Origin of the sequence: Mycobacterium fragae (assembly GCF_002102185.1) — a bacterium.
GTDB classification, from domain to species: Bacteria; Actinomycetota; Actinomycetes; order Mycobacteriales; family Mycobacteriaceae; genus Mycobacterium; species Mycobacterium fragae.
Genome location: NZ_LQOW01000014.1, coordinates 66897 through 79659, shown reverse-complemented (window position 1 = coordinate 79659; position 12763 = coordinate 66897). Strand labels below are relative to the sequence as shown.

15 protein-coding genes are annotated in these 12763 nt (G+C 65.7%); 5 read left to right on the top strand and 10 right to left on the bottom strand.

Annotation, left to right across the window (positions count from 1 at the left end):
* Positions 1–5: 5 nt before the first annotated feature.
* The 7 genes from AWC06_RS06865 to AWC06_RS06835 form a co-directional block, all read right to left on the bottom strand.
* Positions 6–626: a TetR/AcrR family transcriptional regulator gene (locus AWC06_RS06865; RefSeq protein ID WP_085195708.1), complete on the bottom strand. Its 621-nt coding sequence runs from the start codon at positions 624–626 to the stop codon at positions 6–8.
* Complete coding sequence (locus AWC06_RS06860) at positions 626–1522, bottom strand: hydroxymethylglutaryl-CoA lyase (protein WP_085195706.1); 897 nt, start codon at positions 1520–1522, stop codon at positions 626–628. The genes AWC06_RS06865 and AWC06_RS06860 overlap by 1 nt, the downstream gene beginning before the upstream one ends.
* On the bottom strand, positions 1519–2724 hold the full coding sequence (locus tag AWC06_RS06855) for a CaiB/BaiF CoA transferase family protein (RefSeq protein ID WP_085195704.1): 1206 nt from the start codon (positions 2722–2724) through the stop codon (positions 1519–1521). The genes AWC06_RS06860 and AWC06_RS06855 overlap by 4 nt, the downstream gene beginning before the upstream one ends.
* Positions 2721–3899: an alpha/beta hydrolase family protein gene (locus tag AWC06_RS06850; RefSeq protein WP_085195703.1), complete on the bottom strand. Its 1179-nt coding sequence runs from the start codon at positions 3897–3899 to the stop codon at positions 2721–2723. The genes AWC06_RS06855 and AWC06_RS06850 overlap by 4 nt, the downstream gene beginning before the upstream one ends.
* A gap of 2 nt (positions 3900–3901) precedes the next feature.
* Positions 3902–4990 carry a homogentisate 1,2-dioxygenase gene (locus AWC06_RS06845; RefSeq protein WP_085195701.1) on the bottom strand — a complete coding sequence of 363 codons (1089 nt, stop codon included), beginning with the start codon at positions 4988–4990 and terminating at the stop codon, positions 3902–3904.
* 128 nt (positions 4991–5118) lie between these two features.
* Positions 5119–6093 (bottom strand): NADPH:quinone oxidoreductase family protein, encoded by a 975-nt coding sequence (locus AWC06_RS06840; RefSeq protein ID WP_085195699.1) that lies wholly within the window; start codon positions 6091–6093, stop codon positions 5119–5121.
* A 32-nt stretch (positions 6094–6125) separates the two neighbouring features.
* Complete coding sequence (locus AWC06_RS06835; protein WP_085195698.1) at positions 6126–7124, bottom strand: acrylyl-CoA reductase family protein; 999 nt, start codon at positions 7122–7124, stop codon at positions 6126–6128.
* A gap of 22 nt (positions 7125–7146) precedes the next feature.
* Here AWC06_RS06835 and AWC06_RS06830 point away from each other — a divergent pair, with 22 nt between their 5' ends.
* Both AWC06_RS06830 and AWC06_RS06825 read left to right on the top strand, forming a co-directional pair.
* Positions 7147–8004 (top strand): oxidoreductase, encoded by an 858-nt coding sequence (locus AWC06_RS06830; protein ID WP_085195696.1) that lies wholly within the window; start codon positions 7147–7149, stop codon positions 8002–8004.
* Positions 8004–8549, top strand: a complete 546-nt coding sequence (locus AWC06_RS06825; protein ID WP_085195694.1) for a GNAT family N-acetyltransferase — start codon at positions 8004–8006, stop codon at positions 8547–8549. The genes AWC06_RS06830 and AWC06_RS06825 overlap by 1 nt, the downstream gene beginning before the upstream one ends.
* Before the next feature lie 25 nt (positions 8550–8574).
* Here AWC06_RS06825 and AWC06_RS06820 read toward each other — a convergent pair whose 3' ends face one another.
* Complete coding sequence (locus AWC06_RS06820) at positions 8575–9237, bottom strand: TetR/AcrR family transcriptional regulator (protein ID WP_085195692.1); 663 nt, start codon at positions 9235–9237, stop codon at positions 8575–8577.
* 90 nt (positions 9238–9327) lie between these two features.
* Here AWC06_RS06820 and AWC06_RS06815 point away from each other — a divergent pair, with 90 nt between their 5' ends.
* From AWC06_RS06815 to AWC06_RS23575, 3 genes are read left to right on the top strand one after another with little or no spacing between them, the layout of a single operon-like run.
* A complete protein-coding gene (locus AWC06_RS06815; protein WP_085196043.1) occupies positions 9328–9882 on the top strand; it encodes a pyridoxamine 5'-phosphate oxidase family protein in 555 nt (184 codons plus the stop codon).
* 12 nt (positions 9883–9894) lie between these two features.
* Positions 9895–11247 carry an amidohydrolase family protein gene (locus AWC06_RS06810; protein ID WP_085195690.1) on the top strand — a complete coding sequence of 451 codons (1353 nt, stop codon included), beginning with the start codon at positions 9895–9897 and terminating at the stop codon, positions 11245–11247.
* Positions 11248–11286: 39 nt separating this feature from the next.
* The gene (locus AWC06_RS23575; RefSeq protein ID WP_227371000.1) at positions 11287–11397 is read left to right on the top strand and encodes a type II toxin-antitoxin system Phd/YefM family antitoxin; all 111 of its coding nucleotides are present in this window, start codon (positions 11287–11289) and stop codon (positions 11395–11397) included.
* A 164-nt stretch (positions 11398–11561) separates the two neighbouring features.
* On the opposite strand, the gene AWC06_RS23860 is transcribed toward AWC06_RS23575, so the two are convergent.
* Complete coding sequence (locus tag AWC06_RS23860; protein WP_308066044.1) at positions 11562–11828, bottom strand: cytochrome P450; 267 nt, start codon at positions 11826–11828, stop codon at positions 11562–11564.
* Positions 11829–11857: 29 nt separating this feature from the next.
* A complete protein-coding gene (locus tag AWC06_RS06800; protein WP_308066043.1) occupies positions 11858–12751 on the bottom strand; it encodes a cytochrome P450 family protein in 894 nt (297 codons plus the stop codon).
* Positions 12752–12763: the final 12 nt, after the last annotated feature.

The following is a 12763-nucleotide window of genomic DNA, read 5'->3' as shown; positions in this document are numbered from 1 at the left end:
TCTCCTTACGCGCCGTACAGAGTTTTCTTCCAGATGGCCGACAGGGTTGCGATAGCATCCTCGTCACTGATTTCCAGGTCAAGCCCTGCAGGGCCGGACGGGCCCACGAAGACGGTGGTGAAGTTCTCGAACAGCAACGCGATGGCCGCTGCCGTGTGCTGCGGGTTGAGCTCGGTTCCGTAACCCTGCTCCTGGGCACGGCGGACAGAAGCGCTCACGATGTCCATGCCGAAACGCCGAAATTCGTTCTGCACAGCCGCAAACCGCTGCTGGGTTGCGGCCAGCTGGGCGACGGCGATCATGATGCCGATGTTCTGCTTGAAGATGTTCCAGTAGCCGGTGACCACCGAGGTGAAGAACCCATCGTCATCCGGGGACTCCGGCAGGTGCAGGCTCAACCCGGAGGGGGTGACGACATCGTGTAGAAAAGACTCCGCCAGCGCAGCCAGCAGGTCTTCTTTGTCGGCGAAATAGCGGTAGAACACCGCCGGTGATTTTCCGGCGGCCGATGTGATGTCGGCCAGCGTGGTGCCATGAAAGCCCCGTTCCGCGAACAGCTTGCGGGCAGCCTGCTCGATGGCCTGCCTGGTTTGGCGGCCCTTGGCGGTCAGGACGTCTGCCGGCATCAGTTGTGCATCCGGTCGCCGGCGCGCAGCAGAGCGCTCGGCAGATCATGGCCGACAACCGATTTCGCAACTTCCGCCGCGGCGATAGCGGCCTGCAGGTCGACATCGACATCGATGTCGCTGTCACGCAGCAGGTACACCAGGTCCTCGGTGGCGATGTTGCCGGTGGCGCCCGGTGCAAACGGGCAACCGCCCAGCCCGCCGACCGAGGCATCCAGCCGGGTGACGCCGGAGCTCACCGCGGCGTAGGCGCTGGCCAGCCCGGCGCCGCGGGTGTTGTGGAAATGCCCGCCCAACGGCATGTCGCCGATCACCGGTCGCAGCTGTTCGATCAGCGAACTGACCCGGCGTGGGGTGGTGGTACCGATGGTGTCCGCGATCGAGAACCGGTCGACGCCCTGATCGCGTGCCGCAGTTGCGATGTCGAGAACTCGCTGCGGCGGCGTGGGCCCCTCGAACGGGCAATCCCACGCGGTAGCAACGATCACCTCGACAGCCGCGTCGCTGTCGTGCGCAATCGTGACGATCTCGTGGATCTGGTCGGTGGCCTCCGCGCTGCTGCGTCCGACGTTGGCGTTGCTGAATGCGTCGCTGGGCGACACCACGTACTCGATCGAGCGCAGCCCCGCGGCGACCGCACGTTTGGCACCGTTTGGGCTGGCCACCAAAGCGGAGAACTCGATGTCGGGGTAGTTGTGCAGCTCGGCGGAGAGTTCTGCGGCATCGGCCATCGAGGGCACCTTCGACGGCGAAACGAAGGCCGTCGCCTCCACCTCACGCACCCCGGTGGCAGCCACCGCGGCCAGCAGTTCCAGCTTGGCCGACAACGGGATTGGCTTCTCGATCTGCAGCCCGTCGCGCAGCGACACCTCACGAATATCAACGTGCTCGGTCATAGCACCCCCTCGGTGCGCAACTCTTCGAGCTCTTCGGCGGTCTTGCCAAGCAGCCCGATATAGACGTCGTCATTGTGCTGTCCCGGCCGTGCCGGGCCGGCGGCGCGAACGGTGCCCGGAGATTCCGAGAGCACCGGCACGATGCCCGGTCCGAGCACCGTCCGGCCGATCCGCTCGTCGTAGTGTTCGGCCAGCATTCCGCGGGCCCGCAGCTGGGGGTCGTTGACCACCTCGGCGACCGTGTTGATCGGTCCCGCGATCACGCCTGCGGCGGACAGTGTTTCGATGATCTCCCCGGGTTGCCGCTCGGCGGCCCAGGCCCCGATGATCTTGTCGAGCTCGTCCTGGTTGCGGCCGCGGGCGCCGTGCGTGGAAAACCGGTCGTCGCTGGCCAATTCGGGGCGGCCCATCGCCTGACACAGCCGCGCGAACACCGTGTCTTGGTTGGCGGCGATCACCACCCAGGAGCCGTCTGCGCTGCGGTAGATGTTGGACGGCGCAATACCCTCCAACCGTGTGCCCGACGGTCCGCGCACCACGCCGCCGACGTCGTAGTCGGGGATCGTGGATTCCAGGACGGCCAAACACGATTCGGTCAGCGCGACATCCACCACCTGTCCGTGGCCGGTGACGCTGCGACGATAGAGTGCGGCCAGGGCGCCCTGGGCGCCGAACATGCCGGCCAGGCTGTCGCCCAGCGATAACGCCAGCCGCGGCGGCGGCCCGCCGGGGAAACCGTTGAGGTGTCGCAGCCCGCTGGCCGCCTCGGCCACCGAGGCGTAGCCGGCTTTGTGCGCGTCGGGTCCGGTCTGCCCGTAACCCGACACCCGAACCAGGATGATGCCCGAATTGCGTTGGCTGAGCACGTCGTAGCCCAGGTCCCACTTCTCCAGTGTGCCCGGACGGAAGTTCTCCACCACGATGTCGGATTTCTCGACGAGATCAAGGAACAGCTCCCGGCCGCGGGGCCTGCGCAGGTCGAGGGTGATGGCCCTTTTGTTGCGCGCGTGTACGGTCCAGAAGACGTGGTGCCCGTCGAGCTCGGCCTGGCCCCAGGTGCGCAACGGGTCCGGCGCGCCGGGCGGTTCCACCTTGATGACGTCGGCGCCCATATCGGCGAGCAGTCGGCCGGCAAACGGCCCGGCGATCAGGGTGCCCAGCTCGAGCACCCGGATACCGTCCAGCGCGCCGGTGGCGGTCAATGGGGCTCCGCGAATTCGTGGCGCACCAGCCAGTCGGTGACGATGTCGACGGCCTGGCGCAGCTTGTCGCGCTGGTCTGGCCCCGCGTAATAGTGTGTGGCGCCTGGAATTTCGTGCATCTCCTTGTCAGGATGGCCGATCGCCTCGAAAAGCCGCCGGGTGTGGCTGGGTGTGCAGGCGTCGTCGGCCAGGTTGCCGATCACCAGCGTCGGCACGGCGATGTCGCGTCCGCAGTTCACCCCGTCGCCGTTGGCGTCGTCGTAGCTCCATTGCGACAGCCAGCTGCGCAGGGTGCAAAACCGGGCCAGCCCGACTGGGCTCATGTTCACCACTTGAGGATCACCCAGATAGCAGGTTCCCGGTGTGCGTTCGTTGGGATCGACCCGCGGGTCCAGCCACCGCGGGTCGGCCATGGTGCCGTGCACGACGAAACAGAACTCGTCGTTCGGTCGCCCGGCAGCCTTCAGCTCGGCCAGCTTGCCCTTGACCCAGGCGGTGATGCGACGGTTGCGGTCGATCTGGGCTTGCCGGTAGCGGGCCAGGAATTCCTCGCTGTAGGGCGGTTGGTTGGGGTTGTCCGGGTTGTAGAGGTCCAGTTCGGGATCCCGCTTGGAGGGGTCGGATTCGTCGAGGATGGACGCGTCCAGCCATTCGGTCAGGGTGCCGTGCCGGCTGATGTGCGCGGCCAGCAGCATGATGCCGTCGGCGGCGGGCAGATCGAGCTGGGTGATGTCGGGCCCGTCGCCCGACGGGCTCGACGTGACCGTGGGGTGCTGGGCCTGTTGCTGATAGAACACCGACAGCGAACCGCCGCCGCTCCAGCCGGCCAGCACCACCTTCTGATAGCCCAGCCGCTTTTTGGCGTCCTTGATGCACTCGCCGAGATCCTCGACCACCTTCTCCATCAGCAGGGCCGAGTCGGTGCCGCGGAACCGGCTGTTGCAGTAGATGACGTGGTGTCCGGCCCGGCCCAGCGCGTTGATCATCGGCAGGTAGGCGCCGCCGCCGATCGGGTGCATGAACACGATCACGGTGTCCGACGGGCGGTCTTTCGGCTTGAGCAGGTAGCTCTCCAGCACGGTGATCTCGGCCAACCCGCCGTAGACGTCACGGACAACGGAATTGTTCTGGAACGCAACGAGATACGGGATGCGGTCGTATTCGTACCGGGCCATGATCAGTGCTGCCCCAGGTCATGGGCCAGCACCTCGGCCGACGGCGTGAGCCTGCGGCGGGTGTCGATGGCGATCACCTGCCAGTCGACTCGGGAGTGCTCGTCGAACTTGCGGCGGGCCCGCTCGCGCGCCTTCTCCGGAGCACCGTGGTGCACACCCTGCGGTGCATGGGAGATCAGGCCCGGCGGCAGAGGGATGCCGTAGAGCGAACCGCCGTGGAAGAAGGCGATCTCGTCGTAGTCGACATTGCGGTGATACCACGGGGTGCGTTCGGTGCCCGGCACCGTTTCCGCCGGCCTCGGCAGGAAGTTCATCACGTAGACGCCGGTGGCCTGCATGACCAGATGCACGGTCGGCGGCAGGTGGACACTGTCGGAGGTGATCACGTTGTAGTCGGCGATGTTGAAGGTGAACGCGAAGTTGTCCCCGCGCCAGCCTTCAACATCAAGCGGATTGTGTTGGTAGAACAGCGTTGTCGGGCCGCCCTCGTGCACCAGCCTGACCTCGTACTCGTCGCGCTCGTCGTCGAGCGGCTGCGGCTCGGGAATGGTTGCCTGCGACGGGTCGAACGGAAAGTGCCGGCCCAGCGCGCCCGGCGGTGGCACACGGAACTCGTCGGTGGCCTCGATCATCAGCAGCGTCGTCTCGCGATCCGGCAGCTGCCGCCACGTCGTCGCCTTCGGCAAATACACCCAGTCGCCCTCGCGGTAGGACAGCGGCCCGAACTCCGTCTGCAGCAGGCCTGCGCCGGCGTGCACGAAACACAGCAGGTCGCCGTCGACGTGGCGGATGTAGAACGGCATCGGCTCGGTGCGGCGGGACAGCGAGATGCGGCAGTCGGGATTGGCGAACAGCAGCAGCGGGCCGCCGTCGGCATCGGTGGCATCACTGGGCTTGAGCTCGCCGGCCAGCACATCGATGGGGCGCAGCGGACCCGTCGAGCGGTAGGCGGTGGGGTCGTGGCGGCGGTACATGTTGGCGGTTCGGCCGGTGAACCCGCCACGGCCAAGCTCGTCGTCCTTCAGGCCGTCCAGATCAGCATGCAGGCGACGCGGCGTCTTGCCTTTCCGCAGGTGGACAAACGATTCCATCGGGGCTCCCAGGTTGCAGACCAGCAAAACTGAAAGTGACATTACTTTTTGTTATGGTGCGGCACAAGAGCGGCTCTGCGCCCAGACTTAATCCGTTGCGCACCGTCGCGGCGTGTCGTCGCAGCCGGTTATGTGTCGCGCACGCGTACGACGACTTTTCCTTTGGCGGTGCGATTCTCCAGCGATGCGATGGCGGCGGCGGCCTCCTCCAGCGGATAGACCACGGGCTCCGGAGGGGGCAGTCGCCCGGAAGTGAGTAGCCGCTCGAGTCCGGCCCATTGCTCGGCCAGCGCGTTGGGATGTGTCCCGGTCCACGCGCCCCAGCCAACACCCACGACGTCAATGTTGTTGAGCAGCAGGCGGTTTACTTTCACGGTGGGTATTTCACCGCCGGTGAAGCCGATTACCAGCAGTCGCCCCCCTGGCGCCAGCGAGCGCAGTGAGTCGGTGAACCGGTCGCCTCCGACGGGATCGACAACGAGATCCACCCCACGGCCGTCGGTCAATCCTTTCACCGCGTCCTTGAACCCGTCGGCCAGCACGACGTCCGTCGCACCGGCCGCCGTGGCGATCTCGGCCTTGTCCTCCGTGCTGACCACCGCGATGACGCGGGATGCCCCGAGCACCGGCGCCAGCCGCAGCGTCGACGTACCGATCCCGCCCGCTGCTCCGTGCACCAGCACCGTCTCGCCCGACTGCAGCCGGCCGCGGACGGTCAGCGCGAAGTACACCGTCAAGTCGTTGAACAGCAGACCGGCGCCTGCCGTGAAGCTGACGTTGTCCGGCAGCTTGAACACTCGCTCGGGCGTGAGCACCGCGACCTCGGCCATACCGCCCGTGAGCATCGTCAGTCCGACAACCCGGTCGCCGGAGCGGACGGGCGCACCGTTCGGCGCGGATCGAACCACGCCGGCGATCTCGGCGCCCAGCACGAACGGTGGGTCCGGCCGGTATTGGTAGAGGCCGCGGGTGAGCAACGCATCCGGGAACGCCGCCCCCGCGGCATGCACCTCGACAACGATGCCGTCACTTGTGGGTTCGTCGACCTCGCGCACCTCGACCGCGTCCGGACCTTCGAGTCGAGTCAACACAGCTGCGCGCATGCCAAAAGAGCCTACTGGCGGCCGCGGAACGCTCAGAAGCCGCCCGCGACCCGCACCACGGCCCGGCCCGAGAAGGCCCCGTCGCGCAACTGGTCGAGCACACCGACCACGTCTCTCACGTCGACGTCGGTGGTGATCGCCGCGAGGTGACGCGGACGCAACGAATCGCCCAACCGCGCCCACAGTTTCCTGCGCGGACCGATGGGCATCTGGACGGAGTCCATGCCGAGCAACGCGACGCCGCGCAGGATGAACGGCATCACCGTGGTGTGCAGCGCGGCGCCGCCGGTCAGCCCGCTACAGGCCACCGCGCCACCGTAGTCGATGGCGCTGAGCACATCGGCCAGCGTCGCCCCGCCCACGCAGTCGACGCCCGCGGCCCATCGCGCCTTGGCCAGCGGCCGCGGCTTGGCGTCCGGGTCGGCGGGCAGCCTGCCGATAACATCAGTGGCGCCAAGGCTTTTCAGCCGTTCTGTTGCTTCGGGCTTGCCTGTTGACGCCACCACTTGGTAGCCGGCGCCGGCGAGCAGGTCCACGCTGATCGAGCCGACACCGCCGGTCGCGCCGGTCACCACGACGGGTCCGGCATCGGTCGAGACGCCCCAGTCGACGAGCGCTTGGACGCTCATCGCCGCGGTGAAGCCCGCGGTGCCGATCGCCGCGGCGTCATGGGGACTCAGTGTGCCGAGGGGTACCACCTGATCGGCGGGCAGCCGGGCGTATTCCGCATAGCCGCCGTGATGGCCGGTGCCGATCTGGTAGCCGTGGGCGAGCACGCTGTCGCCGACCGCGAAATCCGGTGACTGCGACTCGACGACTTCGCCGGTCAGGTCGATGCCGGGGACGACGGGATAGTTGCGCACCACGCCGCCGCCGGGGGTCAGCGCCAGCGCGTCTTTGAAGTTGAGGCTGGAATACAGCACCCGGATCGTCACGTCGCCGGGCGGCAGATCCGACGCGTTCAGTGTCTCGACGGCGGTGGTGATCCGATCCTCGTCTTGGTGCGCGACCAGCGCGTGAAAGCTGTCCATGATTCGACGCTAGCCTCATGCCATGGATTCGTTTCCGCTTGGCCGGTTTAGCGTCGCCCGCATCGGCTTCGGCGCAATGCAACTGCCTGGTCCCGGGGTAATGGGGCCGCCGCGCGACCGCGACGAAGCGCTGGCCGTGTTGCGGCGCGCCGTCGATCTCGGCGTCAACCACATCGACACCGCTCAGTTCTACGGGCCGGAGGTCGCCAACGAGCTGATCCGCGAGGCGCTGTATCCCTATCCGGAGAACCTCGCGTTGGTCAGCAAGGTCGGCGGACGCCGCGACGACGCGGGGGCCTGGCTGCCGATGTCGGAGCCCGCCGAGTTGCGACGCGACATCGAGGCCAATCTGCACACCCTCGGTGTCGACCAACTGGCTGTGGTCAACCTCCGGCTGATGGATAGCGAAGGCCCGAATCAGCTATTCGAGGACCAGCTTTCGGTCCTGATCGACGCGCGTGACGAAGGTCTGATCGGCGACGTCGGGCTCAGTGAGGTCACGCTCGATCATCTGCTCCATGCGCTAGAGCACACCGAGATCGCCTGTGTGCAAAATGCTTTCAACCTGGCCAACCGCTCGTCGGCCCCGGTGCTAGAGGAGTGCTCAGCGCGCGGGATCGCGTTCGTGCCGTTCTTCCCACTGGGATCGGCTTTCATAAAACCGAACCCGGTGTTGGGCAACGAGTCGGTGCAACAGGCCGCCGAGCGGCTCGGTTGTACCCCGGTGCAGATCGCGCTGGCCTGGACGCTGGGAGTGGCGCCGAATGTGCTGCTGATTCCAGGAACTTCGTCGGTGCGGCATCTTGAGGAGAACCTAGCCGTCGCCTCGATCGAACTCGACGACGATACCCGCGAGCAGCTCAACGCCGTCGCTGCCTGATGCCGGCACACGTCCGACCTGCGACCGCCGCCGATGCCGCGGCGTGCGTCGAAATCTATCGTCCCTATGTACTGGACACGCCGATCACGTTTGAGACGGACGTGCCGACGGTCGAGGAAATGGCGGAGCGCATCCTCGCCGCCCGCGCGACCCACGAATGGTTGGTGCTCGAGGTCAACGATAACGTAACCGGTTACGCCTATGCGCACCAGTTCAATCCGCGGGCCGCGTATCAGTGGTCGGTCGAGACAAGCGTCTACCTCGCGCAGGGTGGGCTGCGCTCCGGCGGCGGGCGAATGCTCTACGGCGAGTTGCTGCGGCGCCTCGCGGAGCGTGGTTTCCGGCGAGCGTTCGGCGGCATCACTCAACCCAACGAAGCCAGCAACGCGCTACATGAGGCGTTCGGCTTCCGGCGAGTGGGCCGGTACCGGCGCGTCGGATGGAAGCTCGGTGCGTGGCACGACGTGGACTGGTGGCAGCTCGACCTGATCGCGCCGGACAATGAGGTCGACCCTCCGCGTCCGATCGGCGCAGGTCAACCGTGACCTTAGGAGCAAGCATGCGTGTGCGCTATCGCCTTGCGCTGCGGCGCATCTTGGCGAGGCCGTCGAGTATCAGCTCGAGTCCGAGCGCGAATTCTTCCTCCAGCGGCACGGGTAGGTAGTCGGCCACGGTGAGGGTCGCGGGAAACGCCCGCGGGTCCAGCGTGTCAAAGTAGTTGGCCAGCTTCGCGTCGTCGAATTCATGACCGGCGAGCTGGAGAGCGAAGCCCAATACATAGCGGGCCAGGGTCGCATATGAGCGCGCTGCGAGCTGCGGTGTGAACCCGTTGTCGAGCAGGAGCGCTAACAATCGTTCGCGCTGTGCCATCGCGTTAGGGCCGATTGGCGCCTGCTCGCTCAGCAGCGGCGTCAGGTTGGGGTGGCGGCGAAACACCTCGAACATCGCCCGCGCGAACGACTCGCACGCTCGCTGCCACCCCTTGGCGGCGAGCTCTTCGGCGCTGAATTCCACCTCGCCGAACACGCGGTCCACGACCCGCGCGATCACTTCGCTCCGGTTGGCGAAGTGGCGATAGAGAGTGGCCGTCCCCGACTCCAGCCGCTGCGCAAGCGTTCTCATAGACAACGCGTCCGCGCCTTCCTCGTCCACGATCTGTAGCGCCCTGTCAACAATCCGGTCGAGCGGGACCGGCGGGCGCCCGCGGGAGCGACGAGCCTGTGCGGTGGTCACGGGCCCAGTATTGCGGCTCTTGACAACGGGCGCAATATCGGCAACACTGTAGCCATTATATCTCCGCCTATGCAGACAGGACGCTGCCTCATGCTGTTACCACTTGCCACGGAGCCATTCACGGCTCCCACAGATCGCGACATGCTCCCTTCGGAGCGGCGCGAATTTGTCCGCACACATCGCACGTGCGTGTTCGGCTACCGGCGCAAAAACGATGGCCCCGCCATGTCGATCGTGTACTACATCCCCAACGACGATGACGAGTTGCTGGTGTCCACCATGGCAGGACGCGGCAAGGCTCGGGTAATCGCTCGAGACGGCAAGGTGAGCTTGTGCGTGCTCGACGAACGTTGGCCATTCGCCTATCTGCAGGTGTACGCCGACGCAGTGATCGAGCGCGACCGCGATCTGGTAGTGGATGTGATGACGGCGGTCGCCGGACGGATGTCGGGCCAGCCGCTACCCGATGAAGGCCGCCCGCTTATCGAGGCGATGGCCGAGACGGAGGACCGCGTGGTCGTTCGCTGTCGGCCCTACGCGACGTTCGCGCAACCGCCGCGCCACTTGTACCGCAATGATCAGGAAGAGCAGATTACCCATTGGATTTCAGGCACTGTCCCATGGGACGCGTCTGACCCGGCTTGAGGCGGCTTGCCCGTGATTCGCACGTTGCTCCGTGGCGCGCAGGTGATCACCATGTCACCGGGCAGGCCCGACGCCGAAGGCATCGATATCCTCGTCGAGGGCGACCGCATCGTCGAAATCGCTGAGCACATCGACTGGCCCGAGACCGAAACCGTCGATTTGTCGGGGCGCATCATCATTCCCGGGCTGATCAATGCACACCTGCATACCTGGCAGAGCGTCCTGCGTCTCGCGGGCGCCGACTGGACGCTGCTGGAATACCTGCACAGAATGCACGGTATCGTCGCCCAGCATTGCAACCCGGCCGACATCTACATCGGCAATCTTGCTGGGGCGCTGAACCAAATCAACTGCGGTACTACCACGCTCGGTGATTGGTGTCATAACAATCCCACACCCGAGCACACCGACGCCGCCGTCGAAGGGTTGCAGAAGTCCGGCATACGCGCCGTCTTCTTGCACAGCACGCCGGGTCGGGCTCCCGATGCCCCTCATCCGCTGGCCGAGATCGACCGATTGCTTGACGGGCCGGTTCGGGCGCACGAGTTGATCACCATCGGGATGGCGATCGCCGGGCCGCAACACTCGACTCCCGATGTGGCGGTGGCAGATTTGCGTGCCGCCGACGAGCGCGACCTCGTCGCCTCGATGCACCAAAGCGGCGGTGAGCCGGCCCCTGCTTGGGAAGCCGTACACCGCGCTGGGCTGTTCGGGCCGCGCACCAACATCGTGCACGGCGCCGGCCTGACAGGCGATTGGGTCACGACACTGGTCGAGTCTGGCGTCAGCTTTACGACCACGCCGGAAAACGAACTCGGCCACGGCCATTGCACGCCGATCACCGGACAACTGCTGCGCCGTGGCGCGGCACCATCATTGGGCACCGACACCGAGACCGCGGTATCTGGCGAAATCCTTACTGCAGCACGGATCGCGCTGGCCCATCAGCGCGGTCTCGACCACCAGCAACACCGACAAGCGACGGACATGATGTCCCCAACGGCGTCGGTCACCAGTAAGCAGGCGCTGTCGTGGGCGACGGTCGAGGGAGCGCGCGCGCTCGGCCTGGCCGATACGGTCGGCCGCCTCGAGCCAGGCATGCAGGCTGACCTGGTCGTCATCGACGCCACCGCGCTGAACCTTTGGCCCGCACACGATCCAATCGCCGCCGCGCTGCACGCCGGCCTTGCCAACATCGAAGCGGTGATGGTCGCAGGTCGATGGCGCAAACGTGACCATGCGCTGATCGACGTAGACGTCGACGAAGTAAAGAGCAAGCTATTGGAATCGGGCGAACGGCTTGTTCGCGAGCTGAATGCGGTTGTGGGCAATGCGGGCTATGCGACGTCGCAACCACCAAGGTAATGCCTAGTCCGACTAGACTAAGTCCAGTATGTTGGTCGGATGCCGACGATCAACATCCACGATGCGAAGACCCACCTGTCGCACTTGCTCGCGCGCGTCGAGAATGGCGAGACGATCACGATCGCCCGCGCGGGCCAAACCTGTCGCTGACCTCGTCCCACATATGCGCAGCGACATAGTCTTCGGTGGTCTAGCTGGCCGCCTCCACTACGACGAGGATCATTTCGACGACACCGACCGCGATCTCAATGCGTTGTTCGGCCTCGAATGAGCGGCCTCTTGCCATCGCCCTCGACCTCACCGCCGGCTGATGGCTATGCGGGAACCAGCTTGAGGGGCAGGTGTTCATGGCGGTGGATGATGTTGTTGATTGCCCAGACGGGCGCGCCGGTGACTTCAATACGGTCGACTCTTTCGAGCAGCGCGTTGAGCATCGCGGTCATTTCCAAGCGCGCCAAACTCTGACCGGCGCACGCGTGCGCGCCCTGCCCGAAGCCGATGTGACGGCCGGCGTCACGGCGGATATCGAAGACATCCGGTTCCTCCCACTCGCGTTCGTCGCGGTTGGCCGACGCGTACATGACAAGGACGCGCGAACCCGAAGGGATTCTCACGCCGTCGATTTCAGTCTCCTGGCCGCAAAGCGCGTGAATGCGCGCAGTGGCGGCTCGTAGCGGATCACTTCATTGATCGCGTTACCCATGCGCGCCCGTTCGTCTTTGAGTAGCTGCCACTGCTCAGGGTGGCACGCGAACAGATACAACGCATTTGAGATGGCACTCATGGTGGTGTCTATCGAGGGCGCGAGATAGTCGACTATCAGCGGCGGGCATTCCGCCGACGACAGCTTCCCTTGGTCGGCGGCGGTCATCAGTTCATGTGCCATGCTGTCGTTGAGAAAACTGCGCTCGCGTACGACGCGCCGCGCAAAGCTCAGCATCCTCAACGCGCGGGGCGTTGCCTTGATCCCTTGCCAGTTGAGCGGGCCGAGGACGTCGAAAGTGGCCCCGCCCCAGTCGATGAGATGGTCGCGTTCGTTTCGGGGCCAACCGATGAGGTCGGGGACTACTCCCAGCGGCAGGGCCGCCGCGAGCTCGCTGACACCATCGATTTCACCTTTGTGCAGCGCGGCTTCGACAACGGTGGCGGCCGTCGCATCCACGCTGTCGCTGATCGTACGCAGCGCGCGTGGCAACATGCGATGCGCGAGCAACTTGCGTCGCTGATCGTGTTCGATTCCATCGCTGTTGAGTGTTGTGCCCCGGGACAGCCGGTTGCTGATTGGATTGAGCGCGACTCCCTTTCCGGACAGGAAGGTCTTGTCATCGCGCAACACCGCCTTGCACTCGGCGTAGCGGGGCAGCGCGTAGACCTTGTGTTTGGGCAACCACACCACCGGACCTAGGTCTCGCAGCCGTTGGTAATGCGGATAAGGATCGACGATGGCATCGACGGAGTAGATGTCTGGCTTGTAGACCGGGACACCGGTCCGTCCGCGACGCATCGGTTCTCTCCT